26 protein-coding genes and 1 pseudogene are annotated in these 25,420 nt (G+C 72.6%); 8 read left to right on the forward strand and 19 right to left on the reverse strand.

What is annotated here, in order from left to right:
* Positions 1-14: 14 nt before the first annotated feature.
* From C2L59_RS29710 to C2L59_RS29720, 3 genes and pseudogenes are all read right to left on the reverse strand, one after another.
* Positions 15-1,216, reverse strand: a pseudogene (locus tag C2L59_RS29710) (GNAT family N-acetyltransferase).
* Positions 1,217-1,287: 71 nt separating this feature from the next.
* Positions 1,288-2,043: a DUF4333 domain-containing protein gene (locus C2L59_RS29715; RefSeq protein ID WP_103352819.1), complete on the reverse strand. Its 756-nt coding sequence runs from the start codon at positions 2,041-2,043 to the stop codon at positions 1,288-1,290.
* Between the two features lie 146 nt (positions 2,044-2,189).
* Entirely contained in the window at positions 2,190-4,967 is a 2,778-nt protein-coding gene (locus C2L59_RS29720) for an RNA helicase (protein ID WP_103352820.1), read from the reverse strand.
* 185 nt (positions 4,968-5,152) lie between these two features.
* Here C2L59_RS29720 and C2L59_RS29725 point away from each other — a divergent pair, with 185 nt between their 5' ends.
* Positions 5,153-5,716, forward strand: a complete 564-nt coding sequence (locus C2L59_RS29725) for a hypothetical protein (protein ID WP_103352821.1) — start codon at positions 5,153-5,155, stop codon at positions 5,714-5,716.
* Here C2L59_RS29725 and C2L59_RS29730 read toward each other — a convergent pair.
* The 7 genes from C2L59_RS29730 to C2L59_RS29760 form a co-directional block, all read right to left on the reverse strand.
* The gene (locus C2L59_RS29730; protein WP_103352822.1) at positions 5,713-6,594 is read right to left on the reverse strand and encodes a diacylglycerol kinase family protein; all 882 of its coding nucleotides are present in this window, start codon (positions 6,592-6,594) and stop codon (positions 5,713-5,715) included. The two genes, C2L59_RS29725 and C2L59_RS29730, sit on opposite strands and share 4 nt — an antisense overlap.
* Positions 6,594-7,565 carry a twin-arginine translocase subunit TatC gene (gene tatC, locus C2L59_RS29735; RefSeq protein WP_103352823.1) on the reverse strand — a complete coding sequence of 324 codons (972 nt, stop codon included), beginning with the start codon at positions 7,563-7,565 and terminating at the stop codon, positions 6,594-6,596. The genes C2L59_RS29730 and tatC overlap by 1 nt, the downstream gene beginning before the upstream one ends.
* Positions 7,566-7,655: 90 nt before the next feature.
* Positions 7,656-7,955: a Sec-independent protein translocase subunit TatA gene (gene tatA / locus C2L59_RS29740; protein ID WP_233223769.1), complete on the reverse strand. Its 300-nt coding sequence runs from the start codon at positions 7,953-7,955 to the stop codon at positions 7,656-7,658.
* 61 nt (positions 7,956-8,016) lie between these two features.
* Entirely contained in the window at positions 8,017-8,229 is a 213-nt protein-coding gene (locus C2L59_RS29745; RefSeq protein WP_103352825.1) for a bacteriophage holin, read from the reverse strand.
* 10 nt (positions 8,230-8,239) lie between these two features.
* Entirely contained in the window at positions 8,240-9,220 is a 981-nt protein-coding gene (locus C2L59_RS29750) for a YafY family protein (protein WP_103352826.1), read from the reverse strand.
* A complete protein-coding gene (locus C2L59_RS29755) occupies positions 9,217-10,200 on the reverse strand; it encodes a YafY family protein (RefSeq protein ID WP_103352827.1) in 984 nt (327 codons plus the stop codon). Before C2L59_RS29755 ends, C2L59_RS29750 begins: the two co-directional genes overlap by 4 nt.
* A gap of 10 nt (positions 10,201-10,210) precedes the next feature.
* Complete coding sequence (locus C2L59_RS29760) at positions 10,211-10,642, reverse strand: helix-turn-helix domain-containing protein (RefSeq protein WP_103352828.1); 432 nt, start codon at positions 10,640-10,642, stop codon at positions 10,211-10,213.
* Positions 10,643-10,748: 106 nt separating this feature from the next.
* Between C2L59_RS29760 and C2L59_RS29765 the strand changes: the two genes are divergently transcribed.
* Both C2L59_RS29765 and C2L59_RS29770 read left to right on the forward strand, forming a co-directional pair.
* Positions 10,749-11,672, forward strand: coding sequence for an NADP-dependent oxidoreductase (locus C2L59_RS29765; protein ID WP_103352829.1), 924 nt, complete (start codon positions 10,749-10,751; stop codon positions 11,670-11,672).
* Between the two features lie 114 nt (positions 11,673-11,786).
* Complete coding sequence (locus C2L59_RS29770) at positions 11,787-12,485, forward strand: SDR family oxidoreductase (protein ID WP_103352830.1); 699 nt, start codon at positions 11,787-11,789, stop codon at positions 12,483-12,485.
* Here C2L59_RS29770 and C2L59_RS29775 read toward each other — a convergent pair.
* On the reverse strand, positions 12,482-13,504 hold the full coding sequence (locus tag C2L59_RS29775; protein ID WP_103352831.1) for an oxidoreductase: 1,023 nt from the start codon (positions 13,502-13,504) through the stop codon (positions 12,482-12,484). The genes C2L59_RS29770 and C2L59_RS29775 overlap by 4 nt on opposite strands.
* 88 nt (positions 13,505-13,592) lie before the next feature.
* Positions 13,593-14,951, reverse strand: coding sequence for a Pup--protein ligase (gene pafA / locus C2L59_RS29780; RefSeq protein ID WP_072478837.1), 1,359 nt, complete (start codon positions 14,949-14,951; stop codon positions 13,593-13,595).
* Between the two features lie 200 nt (positions 14,952-15,151).
* On the opposite strand from pafA, the gene C2L59_RS29785 reads away from it, so the two are divergent.
* The 3 genes from C2L59_RS29785 (at position 15,152) to C2L59_RS29795 (ending at position 18,705) form a co-directional block, all read left to right on the forward strand.
* Positions 15,152-16,576, forward strand: coding sequence for a bifunctional phosphatase PAP2/diacylglycerol kinase family protein (locus C2L59_RS29785; RefSeq protein WP_370444794.1), 1,425 nt, complete (start codon positions 15,152-15,154; stop codon positions 16,574-16,576).
* Between the two features lie 100 nt (positions 16,577-16,676).
* Entirely contained in the window at positions 16,677-17,897 is a 1,221-nt protein-coding gene (locus tag C2L59_RS29790) for an esterase family protein (RefSeq protein ID WP_103352832.1), read from the forward strand.
* 31 nt (positions 17,898-17,928) lie between these two features.
* On the forward strand, positions 17,929-18,705 hold the full coding sequence (locus C2L59_RS29795) for a class I SAM-dependent methyltransferase (protein ID WP_103352833.1): 777 nt from the start codon (positions 17,929-17,931) through the stop codon (positions 18,703-18,705).
* Positions 18,706-18,930: 225 nt separating this feature from the next.
* Here C2L59_RS29795 and prcA read toward each other — a convergent pair whose 3' ends face one another.
* From prcA to dop, 4 genes are all read right to left on the reverse strand, one after another.
* Entirely contained in the window at positions 18,931-19,722 is a 792-nt protein-coding gene (gene prcA, locus C2L59_RS29800) for a proteasome subunit alpha (protein ID WP_103352834.1), read from the reverse strand.
* A gap of 55 nt (positions 19,723-19,777) precedes the next feature.
* The gene (gene prcB / locus C2L59_RS29805; RefSeq protein WP_103352835.1) at positions 19,778-20,632 is read right to left on the reverse strand and encodes a proteasome subunit beta; all 855 of its coding nucleotides are present in this window, start codon (positions 20,630-20,632) and stop codon (positions 19,778-19,780) included.
* A gap of 114 nt (positions 20,633-20,746) precedes the next feature.
* Positions 20,747-20,941 (reverse strand): ubiquitin-like protein Pup, encoded by a 195-nt coding sequence (locus C2L59_RS29810; RefSeq protein ID WP_003075646.1) that lies wholly within the window; start codon positions 20,939-20,941, stop codon positions 20,747-20,749.
* 86 nt (positions 20,942-21,027) lie between these two features.
* The gene (gene dop / locus C2L59_RS29815) at positions 21,028-22,530 is read right to left on the reverse strand and encodes a depupylase/deamidase Dop (protein ID WP_103352836.1); all 1,503 of its coding nucleotides are present in this window, start codon (positions 22,528-22,530) and stop codon (positions 21,028-21,030) included.
* Between the two features lie 41 nt (positions 22,531-22,571).
* Here dop and C2L59_RS29820 point away from each other — a divergent pair, with 41 nt between their 5' ends.
* Positions 22,572-23,090, forward strand: coding sequence for an NUDIX domain-containing protein (locus tag C2L59_RS29820; RefSeq protein WP_103352837.1), 519 nt, complete (start codon positions 22,572-22,574; stop codon positions 23,088-23,090).
* Here the strand turns inward: C2L59_RS29820 and C2L59_RS29825 are convergent.
* From C2L59_RS29825 to C2L59_RS29835, 3 genes are read right to left on the reverse strand one after another with little or no spacing between them, the layout of a single operon-like run.
* Positions 23,081-23,701 (reverse strand): hypothetical protein, encoded by a 621-nt coding sequence (locus C2L59_RS29825; protein ID WP_199199316.1) that lies wholly within the window; start codon positions 23,699-23,701, stop codon positions 23,081-23,083. The two genes, C2L59_RS29820 and C2L59_RS29825, sit on opposite strands and share 10 nt — an antisense overlap.
* A gap of 53 nt (positions 23,702-23,754) precedes the next feature.
* A complete protein-coding gene (locus C2L59_RS29830) occupies positions 23,755-24,690 on the reverse strand; it encodes an aldo/keto reductase (RefSeq protein WP_103352838.1) in 936 nt (311 codons plus the stop codon).
* On the reverse strand, positions 24,687-25,025 hold the full coding sequence (locus C2L59_RS29835) for a hypothetical protein (RefSeq protein ID WP_103352839.1): 339 nt from the start codon (positions 25,023-25,025) through the stop codon (positions 24,687-24,689). Before C2L59_RS29835 ends, C2L59_RS29830 begins: the two co-directional genes overlap by 4 nt.
* A gap of 47 nt (positions 25,026-25,072) precedes the next feature.
* Here C2L59_RS29835 and C2L59_RS29840 point away from each other — a divergent pair, with 47 nt between their 5' ends.
* Positions 25,073-25,411: a helix-turn-helix transcriptional regulator gene (locus C2L59_RS29840; RefSeq protein WP_103352840.1), complete on the forward strand. Its 339-nt coding sequence runs from the start codon at positions 25,073-25,075 to the stop codon at positions 25,409-25,411.
* Positions 25,412-25,420 lie beyond the last annotated feature (9 nt).

Below are 25,420 nucleotides of genomic sequence, written 5' to 3' on the forward strand. Positions count from 1 at the left end.
CGTTTTCCCGCCCCTCAGAAATGACTGCCGCACCAAGCCGCCACCCGCGTCGCGAACAACAGGTCCGCCGCCGCCGGTGCCGCCGGATCGAGCACCTCGAGCCGGCCCGCCGCGGCCAGCGCCGACGGCCGCCACGTCCCCAGGTAGACCATCGCCAGCGTCGTCACGTCCAGCCGCAGCCCGGCCGGCCGGTCCGTGCGCCCGGCACCGTCGGGCGTCACCCGGTAGCGCCCGCTGTTGCCCGGCAGCAGCGGGTCGAACACCTCCAGCACCACCGGCGCGGCCCGCCCGTACTCCCGGGCCCCCAACGCCCCCGGCACGTCGACCAGCCGCAGCCAGTGCTCGTCCCCGATCCGGTCGACGTTCCCCCGGCGGTGGTCGGCCAGCAACAGCTCGACCGGATCGTCCAGCGGACGCGCCTGGGCGACGACCCGGTCCACCAGATCGATCCCGAGCAGGAACCGCCACAACCCGGCGTACGCGGCCGCCGAGCCCGCGAACAGGTCCAGCACCTCCAGGTGCTTCGTCCACGGATGCTCCCGCAGCCCGTCGACGTGGTAGACGGCGAACCCGTCCGGCCCGCCCGGACCGTGGTGCACGACCGCCTTCACCGGCGACGCGTGCCGACGCCACTGCATCTCGTACAGCCGCCACAGCACCTCCGGCCGGGTCATCATCCCCGGCCGGTGCGCCACACCGGCGTACACACCGGGACACACCTCGAGCGCCCGGTCCAGATCCAGCAGCTCGACCTCACCACCCACCGGGGCGTCCGGCCGCAGCCGCGCCCGATGCCGATCGATGCTGTAGGTGCGGCACCGCGTCGCCAGCCCGTAACCGAACCGGCCGTAGATCGACGCCTCCGACGCCAGCAGGTTCGCGAACACCACCCCGCGCGCCGCGAACTCCTCCAGCTGCACCGTCATCAACGCCCGCAGCACACCCCGGCGCGTCCGGTCCGCCCGCACCCCGACCGACGTCACCCCCGCCATCGGCGCCCGCGCCCCACCCGGCACCGTCAGCTCGGCGTCGAAGAACCGCGCCGTGCCGACCAGCTCCGGATCGAACGCACCGAGCGCCCCACCCGGCTGGTAGTACCGCGCCGCGAGCGCCCACTCGGCGTCATCGGGCGGCGGGAAGTGCACGGACTCCCGAACAGGTCGCTCGCCGCCCGGTGCTCGCCGGCACCCAGCGTCCGGATCTCGAACTCGCTCATCCCCGGATCATCTCCGGAGACACCGGAGCCCGGCCACCGGAAAGAACCGGTGACCGGGCCCGGAAACCGCGCTACTTCGAAACGGGCGGCGAAACCTCGTAGTTGCCGCCGTCGCCCTTCACCGTGATGGGCACCTGCTGCGGCTTGCCGGCGATCGTCGCCGTGCACTCGAACTTCGCCCCGTCCGCCACCTTCTGCTCGGCCGGGCAGGTGACACCGGTGACGCCGTCGATCTTGTACGTCTCGGTCAGCAGCTTCTGCACGTCGGTCTGCATCTGGGTGTTGTTGAAGACCTGCGTCTTCAGGAACCCCGGCGCGACGAACCCGGTGAACAGGACCACGGCCACCACCGCCACCGCGGCGACGACCCCGATCAGCAGCCCCTTCTTCGACTTCGCCGGCTTCTCGCCCTCCGGCGCACCCGCACCGGGGTACTGCTGCTGGCCGTAGTCGTACTGCCCCGGCTGCTGCCCGTACTGCGGCTGCGCCTGGGGCCCGCTCGGCGGATACGCCCCGCCCGGCTGCTGCCCGTACTGCGGCTGCGCCTGCGGACCGCTCGGCGGATACCCCCCACCGGGCTGCTGCCCGTACTGCGGCGGCTGCTGCCCCCACTGCGGCTGCGGCGGCGGCGCATACCCACCCGGCTGCTGCCCGTACTGGGGCTGCTGCGGCTGGCCCCACTGCTGCTGGTTCGGGTCGTAAGAAGGCTGCTGCGGCTGCTGCCCCCACTGCGGCTGCTCCTGCGGACCGCTCGGCGGGTACGCGCCGCCCGGCTGCTGCCCGTACTGGGGCTGCTGTGGGTCGTTGCCGCCATACGGCGTGCTCATCGTCTGCCTCCGCCTGCTTCGCTCATGCCCGTCCACCCCGAAACACCGGCAAGCCGCGCACGCACGGTGTCGCAGGCGATCCAACCACAGGTCGGACCCGAGCACACGCGTCCACGCTCACCCACCGAGCAGGGCTAACACCGAGTTCACGCCGCACCCGCGGCCACCACACCCCGGCGCAGCGCCTTCACCGCACCGGCCGCCGCCGCCCCCACCGGATCCGCCTTGCCCAGCACGTCCCGGATCTGGTCCAGCAGGTCGATCACCTGCCGCGACCAGCGCACGAAGTCACCCGCCGACAGCTCCTGCCCGTTCGCCTCCGCCGCCGTCAGCACCTTCTCCAGCGACTCACCCCGCGCCCAGCGGTACACCGGCCACGCGAACCCCGCGTCCGGCTCCCGCGTCCGGTCCAGCCGATGCCGCCGCTCGTCCTCGGTCAGCTCCACCCACAGCCGCGCCGTCTCCTGCCACGCCTCCGGCACCGCACCACCCGGCAACCGCGGCTCCCCCGCGGTGTCCCGGCGCGCCTCGAACACCAGCGTCGACACGACCGCCGCCAGCTCCGCCGGGTTCAGGTTGCGCCACACCCCATGCCGGATGCACTCCGCGGCCAGCAGGTCCGACTCGCTGTACAACCGCGTCAACCGCCGCCCGTGCTTGGTGACCCGGTCCTCGCCGTCCCCGGCCGACTCCGGCCCCAGATATCCGCGTTCCCCCAGCAACGCCAGGATCCGGTCGAACGCCCGCGCCAGCGAGTGCGTCGTCGCCGCCACCTTCCGCTCCAGCTGCTGCGTCTCCGCCGCGAGCCGCTGGTACCGCTCCACCCACCGCAGGTTCGCCTCACGCTCGGCCAGCCCGTGACACGGGTGCGCCCGCAACGCCCGCCGCAACGCGGCCAGCTCGCCGTCCTCGTTCGCCCCCGACCGCCGCTTCTGCCGTCCCGGCAGCGAAATCCCGGCGTTGCGCAGCGCCGAAGCGATGTCCCGGCGCGTCCGCGGCGACCGCAGCTCGATGTGCTTGGGCAGCTTGATCCGCCCCAGCGCCTCCACCGGCGCCGGGAAGTCCGCCACCGACAACGGCCCCGACCACCGGTCCTCGGTCACCACCACCGGCCGCGGCTCCCGGATCGGGTCCAGCCCCGGATCCACCACCACGGCCAGCCCCGCCCGCCGCCCCGCCGGCACCGCGATCACGTCACCCTTGCGCAGCTTCTCCAGCGACTCCGCCGTCCCGGACCGCCGCACCGCGGTGTTCTGCCGCGACAACGCCTTCTCCCGCGCCGAAATCTTCGCCCGCAGCTCGACGTACTCAAGCATCTCGTCGAACTCACCGGTCACCGCGGCCGCGTAGCCCTTCAGGGCCTCCTTGTTCCGCTCGATCCGCCGCGCCGTCCCCACCACCGACCGGTCCGCCTGGAACTGCGCGAACGACTGCTCCAGCAGCTCCCGCGCCTCCGCCGCCCCGACCTGCGCCACCAGGTTGACCGCCATGTTGTAGCCCGGCCGGAACGACGACCGCAGCGGGTACGTCCGCGTCGACGCCAGCCCGGCCACCTGCTTCGGATCCACCCCCGGCTGCCACGCGACGACCGCGTGCCCCTCGACGTCGATCCCCCGCCGCCCGGCCCGCCCGGTCAGCTGCGTGTACTCCCCCGGCGTCAGGTCGACGTGCGCCTCGCCGTTGTACTTCACCAGTCGCTCGAGCACGACCGTCCGCGCCGGCATGTTGATCCCCAGCGCCAGCGTCTCGGTGGCGAACACCACCTTCACCAGGCCGCGGACGAACAACTCCTCGACCGTCTCCTTGAACGCCGGCAGCAACCCCGCGTGGTGCCCGGCGATCCCGCGCTCCAGCGCCTCCCGCCACTCCCAGTAACCGAGCACCCCGAGATCACCCTCGGGCAGGTCCGCCGTCCGCTCCTCGATGACCCGCCGGATCTCCTCGACCTCACCCGGCCCGTTCAGCCGCAGCCCCGACCGCACACACTGCGCCACCGCGGCGTCACAACCCGCGCGGGAGAAGATGAACACGATCGCCGGCAGCAACCCCGCCCGATCCAGCTGCTCCACCACGTCCACCCGCGACGGCGGCCGGAACCGCGGCATCCGCGCCGGCGCACCCCGCCGGCCCCGCGGACCCCGGAACCCCGCCGGGGCGTACTGCCGCCCGATCTCCTCCGTCCGGCGCAGCAGCGTCGGGTTGATCCGCAGCTCGGCGTCCGGCGCGTGCACGTCGTCCCCGGCGAACAGGTCCAGCAGCCGGTTCCCCACCAGCATGTGCTGCCACAGCGGCACCGGCCGGTGCTCGTCCACGACGACCGTCGTGTCGCCCCGGACCTCCACCAGCCACTCGCCGAACTCCTCGGCGTTGCTCACCGTCGCCGACAGCCCCACCACCCGCACGTGCTCGGGCAGGTGCAGGATCACCTCTTCCCACACCGCACCCCGGAACCGGTCGGCCAGGTAGTGCACCTCGTCCATCACCACGTACCCGAGGTCGGTGATCGTCGACGAGCCGGCGTAGAGCATGTTGCGCAGCACCTCGGTGGTCATCACCACCACCTGCGCGTTGCCGTTGATCGAGGTGTCCCCGGTCAGCAGGCCGACCGCGTCGCTGCCGTACCGGGCCACCAGGTCGGCGTACTTCTGGTTCGACAGCGCCTTGATCGGCGTCGTGTAGAAGCACTTGCGGCCTTCGGCCAGCGCCAGATGCACGGCGAACTCACCGACCACGGTCTTGCCCGCCCCGGTGGGCGCGCAGACCAGCACGCCGTGACCGCCCTCGAGGGCCTGGCACCCGCGGATCTGGAACTCGTCGAACTCGAAGGACGCCTCCGCGGCGAAGCGCGTCAGCTGGGGGTACTTCCCACGGCGCGCGGAGGCCGCATAGGCCTCGGCCGGGGACGGAGAAGGGCTACTGGCCACCTCGTCAGGGTTCCACATCCCCCCGGCAGTCCGCACGCCGCGTGACCAACGGCGCGGCGCTTCCCGTCGGGGCTTCTCTGGTTGTCGTCGTCGAACTCGGTGATCTCGAAAATCACCCCGCGGTATAGGTCGTTATACACATGAGTACCCGGAACCGGGTGGGAGCGGGCCGCGTCGGAGCGGGCATGACGGAACCGTGCCCGAGCTGCGGGCTGCTGGACCAGGTGCAGCACGTGCCGGCGGTGTACCAGGGCGGGCATTCCTTCTTCCGCGGGCAGGGTCCCCTGGTCACGGTGCCGGCCGGCGACGGGTTCGTCACCACGAACACGCAGGTCAACGGCGTTTCGGTGACCGCGGTGGCCCGCTCGCTCGACCCCTTCCCTCCCCCGCGCCGCAGCGGGGGCCTCCTGGCGGCGGCGATCGTGCTGGCCCTGGCCGGAAGCTGCTTCCTGCTGCTGCCGTTCTCGGCGATCGGAGACCCGCCACCCGGCGGGGCGGTGGGCATCGTCGTGGTTTCCCTGCCGGCGGTGTGCGTGTACGTCGCGGCCGGGGTGCTGGTTTGGCTGTACGCGCGGCGGCTGCGTGCACACCGCCGGCAGCGGCGTGGGGTGCCGGCGGCGCAGCAGGTGTGGGAAAAGGGCTGGTTCTGCCACCGCTGCGGCGGCGTGTACTTCGCGGACGCGGGCCGCCTGCTGACCCCGGCGCACTTCCGCCAGCTGGTGGCGCGGGCGGGTGGCTACGACCGTTAGGCCAGCACGGACAGCGCACCCGGGACGCAGCTGACCGTCACCGGCACACTCCCCTGCGGTTCGCCGTCCGCGTAGGCCGGCCAGGTGTTGCCGGCCAGGGTGACCGAGCGGGCGCGCAGGGTGCGGACCGCCGGGTGGGTGACGTGGTTGCCGGTGCGCAGGCCGGGAAGCATCCGCATCAGGCCGCGGCGGGTGGCGTGGCCGATGATCGTGACGTCGAAGACGCCGTCCTCGGGGTCGGCCGTCGGGCAGATCGGGACGCCGCCGCCGTAGAAGCGGGTGTTGCCGATCGCCACCAGGGTGGCGTCGAGCTCGAGGCGTTCGGTGCCCGTGTCGACGACCACGGGGCGGGAGCGGAACGCGGCCAGCTCGGCGAGGATCGCGAGGTCGTAGCGGCGCGGGCCGGACGGCCAGCGCATCCGGTTGGCGCGTTCGTTGACGCTCGCGTCGAAGCCCGCGCACAGCACCGTCGCGAACCAGGTGGACCCGGTGCGGCCGAGGTCGATCCGGCGCCGGGCGCCGGAGCGCAGGGCCGCGACCAGCGCGTCGACCGCCGGCAGCGGCTCGCCCGGGACGCCGAGGGCGCGGGCGAAGTCGTTGCCGGTGCCCGCCGGGACGAGGCCGAGCGCGACGTCGTTGTTCGCGCAGAACTGGACGCCCTGGTGGGCGGCGCCGTCGCCGCCGAGGACGATCAGGACGTCGAGCCCGGCGGCGTGGGAGGTCCGCATCAGCTCGCGGGACTCCTCGACCGAGTTGGCGACGAGCACGTCGAGCCGGTCGACGGCCGTGCGCAGCCGCTCGGCGACCGTGCCGGCGATGCGGGCCGCCGCGCCGTGCCCCGAGGCAGGGTGCACGGCGAGCGCGGCGTGGAGCCCCACTAGGTGACGTCGTCGGTGCTCGACCGGCCACCGGACGCGGTCGGCGCGGACGGTTCGTCGTCGACCGTGCTCGGCGTGTAGTCGAACGGCGCCGCCTCGTCGTCGGCGAGCTGGTCCCAGCCCTCGTAGTGGCGTTCGCGGTCCTTGCGGCGGTCGTGGATCCGGGCGAGCTGGACGGCGATTTCGAACAGCACCGTCAGCGCGCCGGCCAGGCCGAGCATCGAGAACGGGTCGGAACCCGGGGTGGCGAAGGCGGCGAAGACGAACAGCGCGAACACGATGCCGCGCCGCCACTTCTTCAGCTGCACGTATTTAACGACGCCGACGCGGTTGAGCATGACCACCAGCAGCGGCAGCTCGAAGCTGATGCCGAAGATGATCAGCAGCGACAGCAGGAACGAGATGTACTTGTCCGCGGTGAGCGCGGTGACGAACGCGTCCTGGCCGAAGCCCATCAGCAGCTGGAGGGCGTGCGGGAACAGGATGTAGGCGAGCACGGCGCCGCCGGCGAACAGCACCGAGGCGAACCCGACGAACGTCAGCGCGTACTTGCGCTCCTTGCTGTACAGGCCCGGGGCGATGAACGCCCAGATCTGGTACAGCCAGACCGGCGAGAACAGCACCGCACCGGCCGCGATGCCGACCTTCAGCTGCGTCATGAACGCCTCGAACGGCACGGTCTGCAGCAGGCGGCACCCGTCGGCGCTGTCGAGCCGCCGGTTCGGCGGGATGGCGCAGTACGGGTCCTTGACGAGGTCGCCGAGCGACGGGATCGGCCCGAGCTTCGTGCCGAACCAGATGAACCCGAGGATCCCCCCGAGCACCACCGCGAGCAGCGCGAAGCCGAGACGGCGGCGGAACTCGTAGATGTGCTCGATGAGCGTCATCGTGCCGTCGGGGTTCGCGCGACGGCTGCGCTTGCGCCGCTTCGTCCGGCGGTTGTCACCGTTTCCGGAGGCGGATTCCGCCACGGGTTGTTCCGTTCTCGTCGGAGTCCGCCGGAGCGCGCCGGCCGGGCGCGCTCCGTGGACCAGGGACCGGGTGTGGCTGGTTCGGCCGCGTCAGCTGGCGTTCTTCTGCGGCTGGTCCGCGGCCTGCTGCTTCTTGAGTTCGTCGAGCTGCCGCTGCAGGTCGGCGACCTGCTGGTCGGTCGTGGCCGCCGGGGCGGGCGCCGGGGCGGGCGGCACCGGGATCTGCCTGGTCTCGACGGGCTCGGCGTCCTCGTGCGCGGCGTTCTTGTCGCCCGCGAGGTCCTTGGTCTCGGCCTTGAAGATCTTCATGGACTTGCCGATCGACCGCGCCGCATCGGGAAGCCGCTTGGCCCCGAACAGCAGCACGACGAGCAGCACCAAGATGATCAAATGCCATCCTTGCAATCCGTTGGCGAACAAGATGGCCTCCTATCTGCGTCTGGTAGGGATGTTACTGGTTTTCCGGTTTCCGGCGGCGCTGCTCGAACGCGACGCGCAACGCTGCCGTCCGGGCGCGGAGCAACCCCGCCCGGTCCTGGGTGTTCGTAGCCACCATGCTTGCGGTCTGCCGGAAACCACGCAAGACCTTGACGGTGCGCACCAGCAGGATCAGGAGCAGCAGCAGGCCGAGCGCGGCGAGCGCGATCGTGGGCAGGTACGGCACGGTGATCAGCCTAGTGGTCGCAGGTTGACGGAAGGTGACGGGCTCGGGCCACCGCGCCGGCGGCGCGGCGACCGACGTCCGACGCGAGGTCGGCCGGGCTCTCCACCAGCGCTTCTCCGCCCAGGCCCAGCACCAGGCGCACCATCCAGGACTGGTCGGCGTAGCGCATCCGGATCCGCAGCCGGCCGCCGTCGAGCTCGTCGAGCTCCTCGCACGGGTAGTACTCGGCTACCCAGCGTGCGTCCGGATCGAGGACGAGGACGGCCTCCCGTTGGTCGGGACGCTCGCGAAAGACACCCTCGGAGATGTCGGTGGGGTGCGCGTGCGCGGGCGGGCGAGACGGCTCGTCGAGGATGGTCAGCTCGTCGATCCGGTCGAGCCGGAACAACCGGACCCCCTCGGCGCGGCGGCACCAGGCTTCGAGGTAGCCGACCGCCTGGACGATCAGCAGCCGCATCGGGTCGACCGTGCGCTCGGTGATCTGGTCCTTCGACGCGGTGTAGTAGCGGATCCGCAGCGCCCGCCCGGCCTGCAGGGCGCGGGCGACCTCCTCGCGGGTCCGCGCGGTCTTCTTGCCCTCCCGCACGCCCCCGCCGACGACCACGCCGGCCGGCTGGGCCTGCCCGGCGGCGGCCTCGATCTTCGCGATGGACCGGCGGACGGCGTCGCCGTCGACCACGCCCGGCGTCTCGGCCAGCGCCCGCAGCGCCACCAGCAGCGCGGTCGCCTCGCCGCCGGTGAGGCGCAGCGGGCGGCTCATCCCGGCGTCGTGGGTGACGACGATCGTGTCGCCCTCGAAGGACAGGTCGATCAGGTCCCCCGGCCCGTAGCCCGGCAGCCCGCACATCCAGAGCAGCTCGAGGTCCTTGCGCAGCTGCTTCGGCGTGACGTCGAAGTCCTGCGCCGCCTCGTCGATGCGGATCCCGGGGCGCGCCAGCAGGTAGGGCACCAGTGCGAGCAGTCTCGGCATCCGGTCGGTGGACCCGCTCACAGCACGCTCCCCTGCCGCGCGACGACGGCTTCCAGCCGGTCCTGGACGCTCTTGGCCAGCACGTCGGGTTCGAACACGACGACGTCCGGGCCCTGCGCGCTGATCCAGTCGGCGGCCGATTCCGGGTAGAGCAGGCCGATCTCCACGAGGTCGCCTTCTTCCCCGTCGACGGTGGCCCGGCCGACCACGGTGCCGCGGCGGCGGACCCCGGCCGCGCGGCCGTCGGCGACCCAGACCCGGGCGGTCGTGACCGGCGCCGGTTCGCTGTCGACGGTGGCCGTGACGAGCTTGAGCAGGTTGACGCCCTCGGGCCGGCGGACCTCGCCGGGCTTGCCGACCGGGCGGACCTGCCCGGTGACGCGGGAGAGCCGGAAGCAGCGGGTGGCGCCGCGGTCGCGGTCGTGCCCGACGACGTACCAGCGGGCCCGCCACGACACCACGCCCCACGGTTCGAGGGTGCGCATGATCCGCTCCGGCGAGCCGCTGCGGCGGTACTCGAACCGCACGGCCTGGCCGTTCTGCACCGCGGCCAGCAACGGCCCGAACGCCGGTTCGGCGCGCACCCGCGGCTCGACGACGGTGGGCGCCTGGTCGTCGACCTCCAGGCCGGCGGCGCGCAGCTTCACGAGCGCGCCCTGCGCCTGCCCGGTCAGCTCCGGGGAGTCCCACAGCCGGGACGCGAGCGCGACCGCGGCGGCTTCGTCGGGGGCGAGGTCGATCTCGCCGAGTTCGTAGTCGCGGCGGGCGATGCGGTAGCCCTCGATCGCGTCGAAGGCGGAGTTGCGGCCGGTTTCCAGGGGGATGCCGAGTTCGCGCAGCTCGGTCTTGTCCCGTTCGAACATCCGGAAGTAGGCGTCGTCGCTGGCCGCGTCGCCGTACCCGGGCACGATGCCGCGGATCCGCTCGGCGGTGAGGTACTGCCGGGTGGACAACAGGGCCAGCACCAGATTGACCAGCCGTTCGGCGCGTGCGGTGGACACCCGGTAGAGCCTAGCCCGCGCCGCCCGGCCCGATCGTGAGGTCCGGGGTGCGCGCGTCGTAATCGGTGCGGGCGGCGTCGACGGCCTCGAAGTTCGCCTCGGCCCACGCCTTGAACCCGGCCATCAGCGCGCGCAGCGATTCCCCCAGCGGCGTAAGGGAATAGTCGACGCGGACGGGCACCGCGGGGGTGACCTCGCGGCGGAGGAGACCGTCGCGTTCGAGCACCCGCAGGGTCTGCGTGAGCATCTTCTGGCTGACCCCGGCGATGCGCCGCGAAAGGTCGCTGTAGCGCTGCGGGCCGTCACCGAGCGCGACCAGGATCAGGCTGACCCACTTGCCGGCGATCTCGTCCAGCAGCTTCCGGGTCGGGCAGGCCGCGAGGTAGGCGTCGTAGGCGGCCTTTTCGGCCTGCCGCCGCTGTTCCGCCGTGCGCGTGGGCACCGGGCGAACCTCCCTCTCGCGAACCCCACCGTGCGGTGGGCACCTGCGGGTGCGTACTTCCCAGCGGAGAGTAGCTCCCCTTACGTTCGCGGGGAAGGAGGTTCGGATGCGAGCGATGGTGATCCGCCGGTTCGGCGGGCCGGAAGTGCTGGAGTTCGTCGAGGTGCCGGTGCCCGAGCCGGGTCCCGGGCAGGTGCGGATCCGCGTGGCGGCGGCCGCGGTGAACCCGGTGGACCTGGCGACCAGGAGCGGGACGCTGAGTGCGGCCGGGGTGATCCCGCCGCGGGAGGTGCTCGGGCTGGGCTGGGACGTCGCGGGCGAAATCGCCGACGCCGGAGACACCGGGTTCCGCGCCGGTGACGCCGTGATCGGCCTCCGCGACCGCATCGCGACCCCGCTCGGCGCCTACGCCGAGCAGATCGTGCTGGACGCCTCGGCGGTCGCCCCCGCTCCGGCCGGTGTCTCCCCCGCCGAAGCCGCGACCCTGCCGCTGAACGCGCTGACCTCCGCCCAGGCGCTCGACCTGGCCGAAACCACCGGGACCGTGCTGGTCACCGGGGCCGCCGGGGCGGTCGGCGGGTACGCCGTCGCGCTGGCGCACGCGCGGAAGCTGCGCGTGGTGGCGGTGGCGTCGGAGGCGGACGAAGCGGAGGTCCGCGGGTTCGGCGCGGACGAGTTCGTGCCGCGCGGGCCGTCGCTGGCCGACCGGGTCCGCGCGGTGGTGCCGGGCGGGGTGGACGCCGTCCTGGACACGGCCCTGCTGGGCCTGGACGCCCTCGACGCGGTCCGCGGCGGCGGCGAGTTCGTGGCGTTCGCGGCGGGAGCGGCACCGCTGCCGTTGCGCGGGATCCGGGTCCGCACCGTGTGGATCCGCGCGGACGGCCCGCGGCTGGCGGAACTGGCCCGCCTGGCGGAGAACGGGACGTTGCCGTTGCGCGTGGCCGGAGTGCTCCCCCTGACCGAGGCGGCGACCGCCCACGAACGGCTGGCGGCCGGCGGCCTGCGCGGCCGCCTGGTGCTGACGCCCTGACCAAGCGCCCCAATGTGGCGTTGGTTGCGTCCAGCGCACCCAATGTGGCGTTCGGTGCGCTGGATGCACCGAACGCCACATTGGGGCGTTCGGGTGCCGCTCTAGCCTGGAGGCATGGATGATCGTGTTCTGCTCGTCACCGGTGCCTCCCGCGGCCTGGGTGCCGCCACCGCGCGCCTCGCCGCCGCGTCCGGGTTCAAGGTCGCTCTCGTCGCCCGCGAGGCCGGATCCGTCGCTCCGCTCGCCGCCGAGCTCGGCGAGGACCGGGCGCTCGCCCTCGGTGCCGACGTCGGCGACTGGCCCGCCATCGCCGCCGCCGTCGAGGAGACCGTCCGGAGGTTCGGCCGGCTCGACGCCGCCTTCGCCAACGCCGGGATCGGGGTCGGGACCTCCTTCTTCGGCGACGACGATCCCGACCCGCGCGCCTGGGAGCCGATGGTCCGCACCAACGTCCTCGGCGCCGCCTACACCGCCCGCGCCGCACTGCCCGCGCTCCGGGAAACCGCCGGCCACCTGCTGATCACCGGGTCGGTCGCCGGCCGCTACATCCGGAACGCGAGCCTGTACTCGGTGACCAAGTGGGCCGTCACCGGGATGGCCGGGGCGATCCGGGAGGAGGCCGTCAGCACCGGGGTGCGCGTCACGCTGATCAACCCCGGCATGGCCGACACCGACATCCTCAGCGACGAGCAGCGCAAGAAGCCCAACCTGCACCCCGACGACGTGGCCCGCGCGGCCCTGTACGCCCTGCAGCAACCGCCGTCGGTCGACGTCAACGAGATCCTCGTCCGGCCGACCGGGCAGGTTCTCTAGCGCAGGCGGGCGACGCGGCCCTGGGCGCCGCTCGCCCAGCAGGCCGCCCCGGCGCAGTCCACCGAGTCGAAGCTGCCGGTGTCGAAGCGGGTCCAGTGCCGGCCGCCGTCGGGGCTGAGGTCGCTGCCGCCCGGGCCGACCGCGAGCACCGTGCCGCCGCGCCAGGCCAGCCCCGAGCGGTAGCCGGCCGGGTACTGCGCCGGGGTCCGCCAGGTGCGGCCGCGGTCGCGGGTCAGGGCGACGGCCGGGCCGGGGGCGTCCGGGTTCGCGAAGTCGCCGCCGATCGCGACGCCCTGGGCCGGGGAGCGGAAGGCCAGCGCGAACACGCCGGCCGACGGGCTGCTCGGCAACGGCGTGTCCGACGCCGTCCAGTGCCGGCCGCCGTCGCCGGAGTGCAGGACGCGGGCGGTCGCGCCGCCGCCGGTGGCGAGCCAGGCGTCGAACGGGCCCGCCGTCGTGACGCACTGGCCGCTGGCCGCGAACCCGGCCTCGCCGGGCAGCGCGGGCGGGAAGCCGCTGTCGGGGACCGGGCGCCAGCTGCGCCCGCCGTCGAAGGTGGCCTGGACCCGGAACCTGCCGTCGACCGGGTCGCTCATCGCCAGGCCGCGCCACGGGTCGAAGAAGGCGAGGCAGTCGTAGAACGCGGCCTCGTCGGTGTTCTGGAAGGTCTGGTGCCAGTGCGTGCCGCCGTCGTCGGTCCGGTAGACGCGCGAGTCCGTGCCCGGGCCGATCGAGAGCACCACGGCGTGGTCGGCGTCGAACGCCTCGACGTCGCGGAACTGGAGCGTCTCGGTCCCCGGGGGTCCGACGGCCTTCCAGGTCGCGCCGCCGTCGGTGGTGCGCAGGACGGTCCCCTGCGTGCCGCTGATCCACGCCACTCGCGCGCTGACCGCCGAGAGCCCCCGGAACTGGGCCGTGACGCCGGTCGGTTTCAGCTCCCACGCCGGCGGATGTTCCCCCGCCGACGCCGGGACCGCGAACGAAATCAGCAGGGCGAGCACCAGCAGCACGACACGCATGCCGCGATCCTGCCGCACCCGCCGCGCGACTTTCGTCGGGGACGCCGCCGGGGACGCCCGGCACGGACGTCCCCGGCGGCGGTACCGGCTAGAGCGAGCTGATCAGGCGTTCCACGCGCTCGTCGACCGAGCGGAACGGGTCCTTGCACAGGACCGTGCGCTGGGCTTGGTCGTTGAGCTTCAGGTGCACCCAGTCGACCGTGAAGTCGCGGCCCGCGGCCTGGGCGGCGGCGATGAAGTCGCCGCGCAGCTTGGCGCGGGTCGTCTGGGGCGGGGTGTCCTTGGCGGCCTCGATCTCGCCGTCGTCGGTGACCCGGCGGACCAGGCCCTTGCGCTGCAGCAGGTCGAAGATGCCCCGGCCCCGGCGGATGTCGTGGTAGGCCAGGTCGAGCTGGGCGATCCGCGGGCTGGACAGGTCCAGGTCGTGCTTGTGCCGGTAGCGCTCGACCAGCCGGTGCTTGATCGCCCAGTCGATCTCGGTGTCGATCTTGCCGAAGTCCTGCTGCTCGACCGCGTCCAGCGCCCGGCCCCACAGCTCGACCACGCGCTCGTTCGCCGCGGTCGAGCCGTTGTCCTTGAGGTGCTGGACGGCGCGGGCGTGGTACTCGCGCTGGATGTCCAGCGCCGACGCCTCGCGCCCGCCGGCCAGCCGGACCTGGCGGCGGCCGGTGAGGTCGTGGCTGATCTCGCGGATCGCGCGGATCGGGTTGTCCAGGGTGAAGTCGCGGAACTGGACGCCGGCCTCGATCATCTCCAGCACCAGGTTGGCCGAGCCGACCTTGAGCATGGTCGTGGGCTCGGCCATGTTCGAGTCGCCCACGATGACGTGCAGGCGCCGGTAGCGCTCGGCGTCGGCGTGCGGCTCGTCGCGGGTGTTGATGATCGGCCGCGAGCGCGTGGTGGCGCTCGAGACGCCCTCCCAGATGTGCTCCGCACGCTGGGAGAGGCAGTAGACCGCGCCCCGCGGGGTCTGCAGCACCTTGCCGGCGCCGCAGATGAGCTGCCGGGTGACCAGGAACGGCAGCAGCACGTCCGCGATCCGCGAGAACTCACCCGCGCGGGTCACCAGGTAGTTCTCGTGGCAGCCGTAGGAGTTGCCCGCCGAGTCGGTGTTGTTCTTGAACAGGAAGATGTCGCCGCCGATGCCCTCGTCGGCGAGCCGCCGCTCGGCGTCGACCAGCAGGTCCTCGAGGATCCGCTCCCCGGCCTTGTCGTGCGTGACCAGCTGGACCAGGTCGTCGCACTCGGCCGTCGCGTACTCGGGGTGCGAGCCGACGTCGAGGTAGAGCCGCGAGCCGTTCGACAGGAACACGTTGGAGGAGCGTCCCCACGACACGACCCGCCTGAACAGGTACCGCGCCACCTCGTCGGGCGAGAGCCTGCGTTGTCCGTGGAAGGTGCACGTGACCCCGAACTCGGTCTCGATGCCAAAGATCCGCCGCTGCATTCCACCAGAGTAGGCGCTGCACCCCCTTCGACGGTGCGCCGTTCGGGCGTCGACACGCCCCCAGTACGCCACAGACGGTGAAATCTCCCCGAATCAGGCACGATTGGAGCACAGCTCTTGACGACGTGCGGAAGGCGGACTCCTTGTCACACCAGCTCATCCGGGCCTTCCGGCGGGTCGGCCGGACCGACCGCGCCCTGATGCGCCGTAGCGCCGCACTGCCGGCCACCAAGGCCGACGACGCCCTGATGACCCTGTCGAGATCGGCGAACAAGTCCCGCCTGTGGTGGGGTGTCGCGGTGCTGCTGGCCGCACGCCCGGGCGAGACGCGCCGGGCCGCGTTGCGCGGGGTCGTCGCGATCGCCGGGGCCAGCGCGGCGGCGAACCTCATCGGCAAGCCGCTCTTCCCCCGTCGCCGCCCGGCCGAGGAAGAGACGCCGATGCGCCGCCGCCTGCGGAAACGGCCCACATCCTCGTCGTTCCCGTCCGGGCACTCCGCGTCCGCGGCCGCCTTCGCGACGGCGGTGGCGATGGAGTCGCCGCGGGCCGGCCTGGCCGTGGCGCCGCTGGCGCTGGCCGTCGCCTACTCCCGGGTCCACACCGGCGTCCACTGGCCCTCCGACGTCGGTGTCGGCCTGGGCATCGGTGTCGGCGTCGGCCTGGCCACCCGGCACTGGTGGCCGCTGCACGACGACGTCCCGGGCCGCGCCGCCCTCGACGCGGACGCACCCGAGATGGTCGACGGCGACGACATGCTCGCCGTCGTCAACCCGAACTCCGGGGTGGCGGGCGAGGACCCGACCGAGGACGTCAAGTTCGCCTGGCCCAAGGCCACGGTGCTTTACCCGGACCCCGACCGGGGCCTGCGTGCCCAGCTCGAGGCGGAGATCGACGCCCGCGGCTCGATCCGCGCCCTGGCCGTCGCGGGCGGCGACGGGACCGTCGCGGCGGTGGCCTCGGTCGCCGCCGAACGCGATCTCCCGCTCGCCCTGGTCCCGGCCGGGACGCTCAACCACTTCGCCCGCGACGTCGGCGTCAGCTCCATGCCCGACGCCGACGCGGCGACCGAGGTCGGCAACGCCGTCCGCGTCGACCTGGGCGAGGTCGAGATCGACGGGGCCGGCGAGGCGGACCACCGCTGGTTCGTCAACACCGCCAGCCTCGGCGGCTATCCGGAGATGGTCCGGCTGCGCGAGAAGCTGCAGGAAAAGCACCCGAAGTGGCCCTCGGCCGCGATCGCGCTGGCCCGGACGCTGCGGCACGCCAGGCCGCTGACCGTCCGGCTCAACGGCAAGAAGACCCAGGTCTGGCTGCTGTTCGTGGGCAACGGCACGTACGCGCCGAAGGGCTTCGCCCCCAGCCGGCGGCCGGCGCTCGACACCGGCCTGCTCGACATCCGGTACCTGCGGGCCGACCTGCCCTACTCCCGCGCCCGGTTCCTGCTCGCGATGATCACCCGCAGCCTCGCCGCCAGCCACGTCTACCAGGAGCTCGACCTCCCCGAACTGGACGTCGAGCTGCTCGACGGCAACCGCCGCGTCGCCACCGACGGCGAGGTCGGCCCGCTCGGCAACCGGTTCCGCTTCCGGTCGCGCCCCAGCGCCCTGACGCTCTACCGCCGCTGAGGTTGCTTTACCTTCTCTCAACGAACCCACAGGGACTTCCCGCTAGCTTCGCGACCGAGTTGCGGGACGTCCTGCCCGCGGCCGGGACGGGCGGGGTGGCATGGACGGGTACGGCCTGGCGAGCGTCATCCACCGGGCCGCGACCGACCCCGTCCTGCCGGGGGACATCACCGCGCGCGCCCGCGACCTCGGGCCGCTCGAGTCGCCGCTGATCTGGCTCGGGCTCGCCTCGGCCGCCGTCGCCGTCCTCGCCGTCGTGGTCGCGCTCTCCTACCGCCGCCGGGTCCGGCGCTGGGGGTTCACCGCCTTCGGCGTCCTCCTGCTGCTGGCCGCCGTCACCGCGGTCAACAGCTACGTCGGGTACGTCCGCACCACCGACGACCTCGCCCGGCTGCTGCAGCGGGGGCCCGGCCCCGTCTACCTCGCAGGCCGCCTGCTCGACGACGGTAAGGAGGCCCCCGAGCCGTCGTCGGCGGACTCCCCCGCGGCCGCCCCGCGCGCCGGCAAGGGCGCGGGGACGGCCGCCGCCGGGCAGCGCATCGACGTCGTCGACCTGCCCGACCCCGCCCACAGCGTGCCCTCGGGCAGCAACTACGTCATCCTGCCGCCGGGGTACGACACCGACCAGGCCCGCCGCTACCCGGTCGTCTACCTCATCCACGGCTACCCCTTCGGCGGCCCCCGCGACTGGCTGGCCTCCGGCGACGCCCCCGGCACGCTCCTGGCGCTGCAGCAGGCCAACGTGATCGCGCCGATGATCGTGGTCAGCGTCGACCTGACCGCGGGCAACCCCAGCACCGACTGGGAGTGCCTCGACGTCCCCGGCGGTCCCCAGCTGGAGACCTACCTCGCCCGGACCGTCGTGCCGGCGATCGACCGGCGCTACCGCACCTTCGCCGACCGCACCCACCGCGCCCTCGGCGGCATGTCCGGCGGCGGCTTCGGCGCGCTCAACATCGGGCTGCACCACGTCGACGAGTTCGCCACCCTGGTGATCGCCCTGCCCTACGACGACCTCAACGACTCGATCAGCGTCCTCGGTGGCAACCAGGCGGCGATCGCGGCCGACACGCCCCGCCGGTACCTGCCGACGATGAAGTTCACCGCGCCGATCTCGGTGCTGCTCGCGGTCGGCACGGGGGCACCGACGGACGTGACGACGGCCCGCCGGATCGCGGCGGCCCTGCACGCTCGTGGGCAGGATGCGGTGGTCCACGCCGAACGCGGGTTCAACCACACCTGGCACACGGCCCGGGCGACGCTGCCGTACTTGCTGGCTTTCGCCGATCAGAACTTCCGGGCGTCGCCTGCGGCGTCCTGAAACCCGGTTGCCGGGTCCGGGATGCTGAGGCATGGACCTCGCAACGCACTACGGGACCGGGCCGCCGGAGCACGACCGGCTCGCGCGGACGCCCCACGGCCGGCTCGAGTACTTGCGTACCCGGGCGTTGCTCCGGCGGTTCCTGCCCGGGCGCGCCCGGGTCCTGGATGCCGGGGGCGGTACCGGCGTGCACGCTGCCTGGCTTGCGGCCGACGGCCACGCTGTTCATCTGGTCGACGTGGTTCCGGACCACGTTGCGCAGGCCGCGGCGCTGCCGGGGGTGACTGCCGAGGTCGGCGATGCTCGCCGGCTCGGCTCGCCGGACTCGTGCTTTGACGTGGTGCTGCTTCTCGGGCCGCTGTACCACCTCGTCGAGGGCGCTGAGCGGGCCCGGGCGCTGGGTGAAGCGCGGCGGGTTCTGCGGCCGGGTGGGGTGCTCGCCGCTGCCGGGATCAGCCGGTACCTGTCGCTGCTGGAGACCGCTGCTGCGGGGACTCTCACCTCGGACCGGGCCGAGCCGGTCCGGCAGGTCATCGAGACCGGGGCCTATGACGGCCATGTCGGGTTTGTGCCGACGCACTGGCACACCGCTGCCGAGCTGCGGGACGAGGTCGCTGCTGCCGGGTTCGCCGAGGTGGACGTCTACGGAGTCGAAGGGCCCGCTTGGGCTGCGCTCGATGCCGCTGGGGTCGAGCGGTTCGACGGGTTGGTCGAGGGGGCGCTGCGGGCTGCTGAGATCGGGGAACGGGATCCGCGGCTTGTTGATGTCAGTGCTCATCTGCTTGCTGTGGCGCGGTTGGCGAGGTGAGGTTTGGCGGGGTGAACTCTGCCGGAGTTGAACTCTGCCGGGTAATGCCCGCCGACCCGAACGCCGGATTGTTCAACGGCCGCTGATGCGGCTGCGTATCGGGTTGGCAGGGGGGTCTGGCCGGAGGGGTTGCGTCGGAGCCGGTTGTGCCGGGCGGTTCCGCTTCTGCGGTAGGAAAACGGGGGCGTGGCCTGTCGGCCACGCCCCCGCTCTCGTCCGGGCTTTTTATTCGCCTTCGGGTTTGCCTTCTGGCTCTTCGCCCTGGGGGTCTGGTACCGGGAGGAGCGTGTCCAGGGCTGCTCCCGTCAGGCGGCGGAATGAGCGGCGGGGGCGGTCGCGGTCCAGGACCGCTACCTCCAGCTTGATCGGGTCCGCGTCGCCGTTTCCGTTGGTTGTCGTGTTCGTCGATGATGCTGCTGCCGATGAGGTGGTTGCCGGGGCCGGCTGGCTGGGGGCTCGCAGCGCCGCCACCGCCACGCCCAGGGCCGCCTGGAGGTCCAGGCCGTCCTCGAAGGTTTCCTTCAGCTTCGACTGGATCTTGTCCGTCTGGCCGCCCATCACCGTGTACTGGGGCTCGTCGAAGATCGAGCCGTCGTACGTCAGGCGGTACAGCTGGTCCTCCGCCGCCGTGCTGCCCACCTCCGCGACGCAGACCTCCACCTCGAACGGCTTCAGCTGCTCGGTGAAGATGCTGCCCAGCGTGGCCGCGTACGCGTTCGCCAGCGCGCGGGCGCTGACGTCGCGGCGGTCGTACTGGTAGCCCTTCAGGTCCGCGTGGCGGATGCCCGCCACCCGCAGGTTCTCGAACTCGCTGTAGCGCCCGACCGCCGCGAAGCCGATCCGGTCGTAGATCTCGGACACCTTGTGCAGGGTGGCCGACGGGTTCTCCGCCACGAACAGCACGCCGCCCGCGTACTTCAGCACCACCACGCTCCGGCCGCGCGCGATGCCCTTGCGCGCCAGCTCGGAACGCTCCCGCATCAGCTGCTCGGGAGAGGCATACAACGGCATCGTCACGGTGTGCGCTCCAGGTCTTCCGGTGTTTCAGCGTTCACTGGGTTCAAGTCCGCGGTCAGGACAGCCGGCGCTGGTGGCGCTCGATCCGCCCCGCCACCACGGCTTCCGCGACCGCCGCCGCCTCGGCCGTCGGCAGCTGCAGGGCGCCGTGCTCCGCGGTGATCGTCACGACGGTCGGGAAAATCCGGCGCACCAGGTCCGGGCCGCCCGATGCGGTGTCGTCGTCCGCCGCGTCGTACAGGGCCTCCACCGCCGCGCGGACCGCGCCCTCGGCGTCGGCGTCCGGGTCGTGCAGCTTCTTCAACGCCGACTTCGCGAACAGGGAACCCGAACCGATGCTCGCGTACCCGCCGTTCTCCTCGTAGCGGCCGCCCGCGGCGTCGTACGAGACGATCCGGCCCGCGTGCTTCGCGTCCTCGGCCTCCAGGTCGTACCCCACGAACAACGGGATCGCCGCCAGCCCGGCCATCGCCATCTCGAGGTTCGCCTTGACCATCCCGGCCAGCTTGTTCGTCTTGCCGTCCAGCGACAGCGAAACGCCCTCGATCTTCTCGTAGTGCGCCAGCTCGACCGCGTACAGCCGCACCATCTCCACGGCCAGCCCCGCGGTCCCCGCGATGCCCACCGCCGAATACTCGTCGGTGACGTGCACCTTCTCCATGTCGCGGCTCGCGATCAGGTTCCCCGACGTCGCCCGCCGGTCACCGGCGATCAGCACCCCGCTCGCGAAGGTGCACGCGACGATCGTCGTCCCGTGCGGCACGCCCAGCTCCGCCGCACCGGCCGCCACCCGGCGCTGGGGGAGCAACTCCGGCGCCTGCGCACGCAGGAAGTCCGAAAACGACGACGTGGCCGACGAAAAGTAGGCCCCGGGCAGCGCGGGACCCGAGATGCCCCTGGTGTTGTCCATACGTGCTCAAAGATCCCATCTGTGCGGGCCGGAGCCCCGCGCGCGCCAAGGACGCCACGCGGAACCCCGGCCGCCGGCTGAACGGTCGGCAAGGGCGCAGTGCCCTCCGAGCGGCTATTCGCCGCCCTTCTGCACGTAGGCCCGGACGAAGTCCTCGGCGTTCTCCTCGAGCACGTCGTCGATCTCGTCGAGGATCGTGTCCACGTCCTCGCCGAGCTTCTCGCGCCGCTCCTGACCCGCCGCGCCGGTGTCCTCGAACTCCTCGTCGGAGTCACCACCGCCGTGCTTTTCGATCTTTTCCTGGGCCATCTCGCCTCCCGGTGTGGCTGATGTTTCCTAGCCTACCCAGCGGCCCCGACATTCGGGGTCACGCCGCGATCGCTGGTGCGTCCCGCCTAGTCCGAACCGGTGAGGGCCTCCACGAGCTCCTCCGCCGTCGCCGCGTTGTCCAGCAGCTTGCCGACGTGCGCCTTCGTCCCCCGCAGCGGCTCCAAAGTCGGGATCCGCACCAGCGACTCCTTGCCCACGTCGAAGATGACCGAATCCCACGACGCCGCCGCGATCGAGGTCGCGTACTTCTCCAGCGCCCGGCCCCGGAAGTAGGCCCGCGTGTCCGACGGCGGCGTCGTCACCGCGGCCAGCACCTCCTCCTCCGTGACTAGCCGCTTCATCGAGCCGCGCGTCACGAGCCGGTTGTACAGGCCCTTCGCCAGCCGGACGTCCGAATACTGCAGGTCCACCAGCCGCAGCCGCGGGGCGCCCCAGGCCAGGCTGTCCCGCTGGCGGTAGCCCTCCAGCAGCCGCAGCTTCGCCGGCCAGTCCAGCCGGTCCGCGCACTCCTGCGGGTCCCGCGCCAGTGCGTCCAGCACCTCGCCCCAGACCCGCAGGACCTCCTTCGACGCCTGGTCCGCGCCCGTGCGCTCCAGGTTCTGCGAAGCGATCTCGTGGTAGGCGAACTGCAGGTCCAGGCCGGTGTACTTCTTCCCGTTCGCCAGCGCGACCTGCTTCTTCAGCGTCGGGTCGTGGCTGATCTGGTGGACCGCCTTGACCGGCTCGTCCAGCTTCAGGTCGTCGAACCGGATGCCCGACTCGATCAGGTCCAGCACCAGCGCCGTCGTCCCGACCTTCAGGTACGTCGAGTACTCCGACATGTTCGCGTCGCCGATGATGACGTGCAGCCGGCGGTACTTGTCCGCGTCCGCGTGCGGCTCGTCGCGGGTGTTGATGATCCCGCGCTTGAGCGTGGTCTCCAGGCCGACCTCGACCTCGATGTAGTCCGCACGCTGGGAGAGCTGGAACCCGGCCTCTTCACTCTGCTGGCCGATCCCGACCCGGCCCGACCCGGTCACCACCTGCCGCGACACGAAGAACGGCGTCAGCCCGGCGATGATCGCGGTGAACGGCGTCGAGCGCGCGCACAGGTAGTTCTCGTGCGTGCCGTAGCTCGCACCCTTGCCGTCGACGTTGTTCTTGTACAGCTGCAGCTGCGGCTGGCCCGGGACGGACGCGGCCTTCATCGCCGCCTCCTCCATCACCCGCTCGCCCGCCTTGTCCCAGATGACCGCGTCGCGCGCGTTCGTCACCTCGGGCGCCGAGTACTCCGGGTGCGCATGGTCGACGTACAGCCGCGCCCCGTTGGTCAGGATGACGTTCGCCGCGCCCAGGTCCTCGACGTCCGGGTCGTGGCCCGGCCCGCCCGGGCCGGTCAGGTCGAACCCGCGCGCGTCGCGCAGCGGGGACTCCACCTCGTAGTCCCACCGCGCCCGCCGGGCGCGCGGGATGTCGGCCGCCGCCGCGTAGGCCAGCACGACCTGGGTGGAGGTGAGTACCGGGTTCGCCGTCGCGTCGCCCGGCACGGAGATGCCGTACTCGACTTCGGTTCCCATGATCCGCCGCATGTCACCACCCTACGGGGTCGCCCTAGTGGAACGATGCACCCATGCCAGGCAGTGACGAACTCGTTGCCCTCTATGACCAGGCCGGCGCGGCCGTCGGCACCACGACCCGCGCGCGCGTCCGCGCCGAGGGGCTGTGGCACGCCGCCGGCGTCGTCCTGGTCCGTTCGGGTGACGGAACCGCGGTCTACGTGCACCTCCGCACCCCCGGCAAGGACGTCTTCCCCTCGACCTGGGACTGCTGGGCCGGCGGGGTGGTCGCCGCCGGCGAGACACCGGCCGAGTGCGCGCGCCGCGAACTCGCCGAAGAACTCGGCGTCCAGGGGGTGGAACTCCTCCCCCGGTTCACCAAGGTCTACGACGACGGCCGCAACCGCTGCCACAACTTCGCCTTCGAGGTCCGCTGGGACGGGCCGATCCGCCACCAGGCCGAGGAGATCGTCGAAGGTCGCTGGATCCCGCTGGACGAGCTCCGCGCCTGGGTCGACGACCCGGCCCCCGCCCAGCCCTTCATCCCCGACGGCCGCGAAGGCGTCCAGGAGTGGTTCCGCCGTTACGGCTGAGCGGTCAGCTTCGCCGTCATCGCGGGCAGCAGCCGCTTCGCCGCGTCCACCGCGCGGGTCCCGGTGCTCGCCGAGACCGTCAGCTCGGACACGAGCCTGCCCTTGGCCAGCAGCACCGTGCAGGTCCGGCCGTCGCACCAGGCCTGCTGCCGCTCGACCCCGGGCTGCACGGGAACGCTGACCGCCTTGCCCGCACACTCGTTCGCCGCGAGGGCCCGGGCGGCCGATCCGTCCGGGAACACCACGACGCGGTGGCTCAGCACCGACCCGCTGGAGTAGCGCCAGGTCGCGGTCCGGCTGCCCGCCGACGGCCCGTCCGCCAGGCACCCCGAAGCCTCGCCCGAGCCCGGCTGCACGCCTTCTCCGGCGACGTCGGCGTCCGACAGCAGCGCCTGCCCGGCGAGCCGGCCGGCGTCGGGCACGACCGGGGGCGGCGCGGCCGGAGCCGCCTTCGCGGGACTCACCGGGGCCTCCGAGGTCGGCGGGACCGCCGAGGACGTGGGCGCCGGATCGTCGTAGTACGTCTCGAGGTTGTTCGGGTCGGGCCCGTCGCAGGCCGTGAGGCCGACCAACGCGACCGCGGCCAACGCGATCGCCTGCCGATGACGCACCTGCTCCGGCCTCCTGTCGTCCGTGACGTGCCTGGGAAGGGTAGTGCAGCCGCTCAGTCCCACTCCAACGAGGACCGGTGTCGCCAGTACGCCCCGGGGTCCTCGGCCGGCGCGGCCAGTGACTCCCGTTCTTCCGCGGTCAGGTCCAGCCTGGCGGCCCGCAGGTTCGCCGCCAGCTGCGCCGGGCTCGCCGGGCCGATCACCGCCCGGTCCACCCAGTCGTTGGCCAGCACCGCGGCCACCGCGACGGCGTCCGGCCCGGTCCCGTGGGCGGCCGCGAGCTCGCGCACCGCGGCCGGCGCCTCGACCGCCAGCCTGCCGTTGGCCAGGGTTTCCTTGACCAGCACCCGGTTCCCGGCCGCGTGCGCCGCGGCCAGGGCCGGCCCCGCGGACGGCTCCAGTACGTTCCACGTCGACTGCACCGCGGAGAACACCGGGCGCCCGGCCACTTCCAGCGCGAACGCCCGCTCGATCGCGTCCGCCTGGGCCGGCCCGGACGTCGAAAACCCGACCGCGACCCCGTTCGCGGCCAGCTCCGCCAGCGCTTCGAGCAGCGGCTCGTCGGTGAACAAGGGACTGTCCACAGTGAGCGAATGCACCTGGTACAGACCCACCCGATCCCCCAGCAGCGCCAGGGTTTCCGCCCACTGCGTGGCGAAGCGTATCGCCGAGTGCTCCTTCACCTCGTGCACGCCGGCGTCGAGCCGCCACTCCCCGACGTAGGCGTAACCCCACTTGCTGGAGATCTCCACGCCCGCGTGACCGCGTTCGGCGAGCCACCCGGCCAGGAACTCCTCGGAGCGCCCGTACGAGCGGGCGACGTCGACGTGCCGGACGCCCGCGGCATAAGCGTCGTCGAGCACGGCGAACGTCGCCGCGCGCATCGAATCGACGTCCCGCACGGGCGGCAAGGCCCCGTCGCGGCCGAGGTTGATGTACGCCGGGCGGCCCAGCGCCGCCAGGCCGAGGGCGATGCGGTCCACGCTCATGCCGTCTGCTTGTGCCGCAGGATGGCCAGCCACTGGCCCGCGGTCTGCGCCTGGCGGTGCAGCTTCTCGAGGCGGGCGGCCGGAGCGCGGACGTAGCCCTTGCCGAAGACGGGGGCGATCTGCCGAAGGCTGGCGCCGCCTTCCCGCGCCGCGAGCAGCAGCCAGTCCGACGCGTCGGCGCAGGCCGCGGACGCGCGGCGCAGCTCGCCGAGCAGGTCGATGAGCTCCTGGGCGCCCACCTCCCCCATTTCGACGGCGGCGGCCGTCGTCTCCAGCCAGGCGAGGACGTCGGACTCGGTGATGGGCGCGCGCGGCCGCGAGGTTTCTTCGCTCACGCCAGTGAGTATAGGTCGTTATACGCCGATATACTGGGAGCGACACCATGACGACACGCACCGGATCCGAGGCCGACGTCGAGCAGCTGCTCGACGTCTTCAAGGCGCTCGCGAACCCGGTCCGGCTGCAGGTGCTGCAGTGGCTGCGGGAGCCGGAGCGGCACTTCCCGGTCGAGCGGGCGATCGCCGATCCGGCCGAGGTCGGGGTCTGCGTGAGCCACATCCAGGAGAAGCTGGGGCTGGCGCAGTCGACGGTGTCGGCGTACCTGGCCGTACTGCAGCGCGCCGGGCTGGTCCGGGCCACCCGCGTCGGGAAGTGGACGCACTACAGGCGTGACGAAGCCCGGATCGCCGAGCTCGTCGACCTGCTCGGCCGCACCCTCTGACCTGCCCCT

Origin of the sequence: Amycolatopsis sp. CA-128772 (assembly GCF_002904295.1) — a bacterium.
Taxonomy (GTDB): domain Bacteria; phylum Actinomycetota; class Actinomycetes; order Mycobacteriales; family Pseudonocardiaceae; genus Amycolatopsis.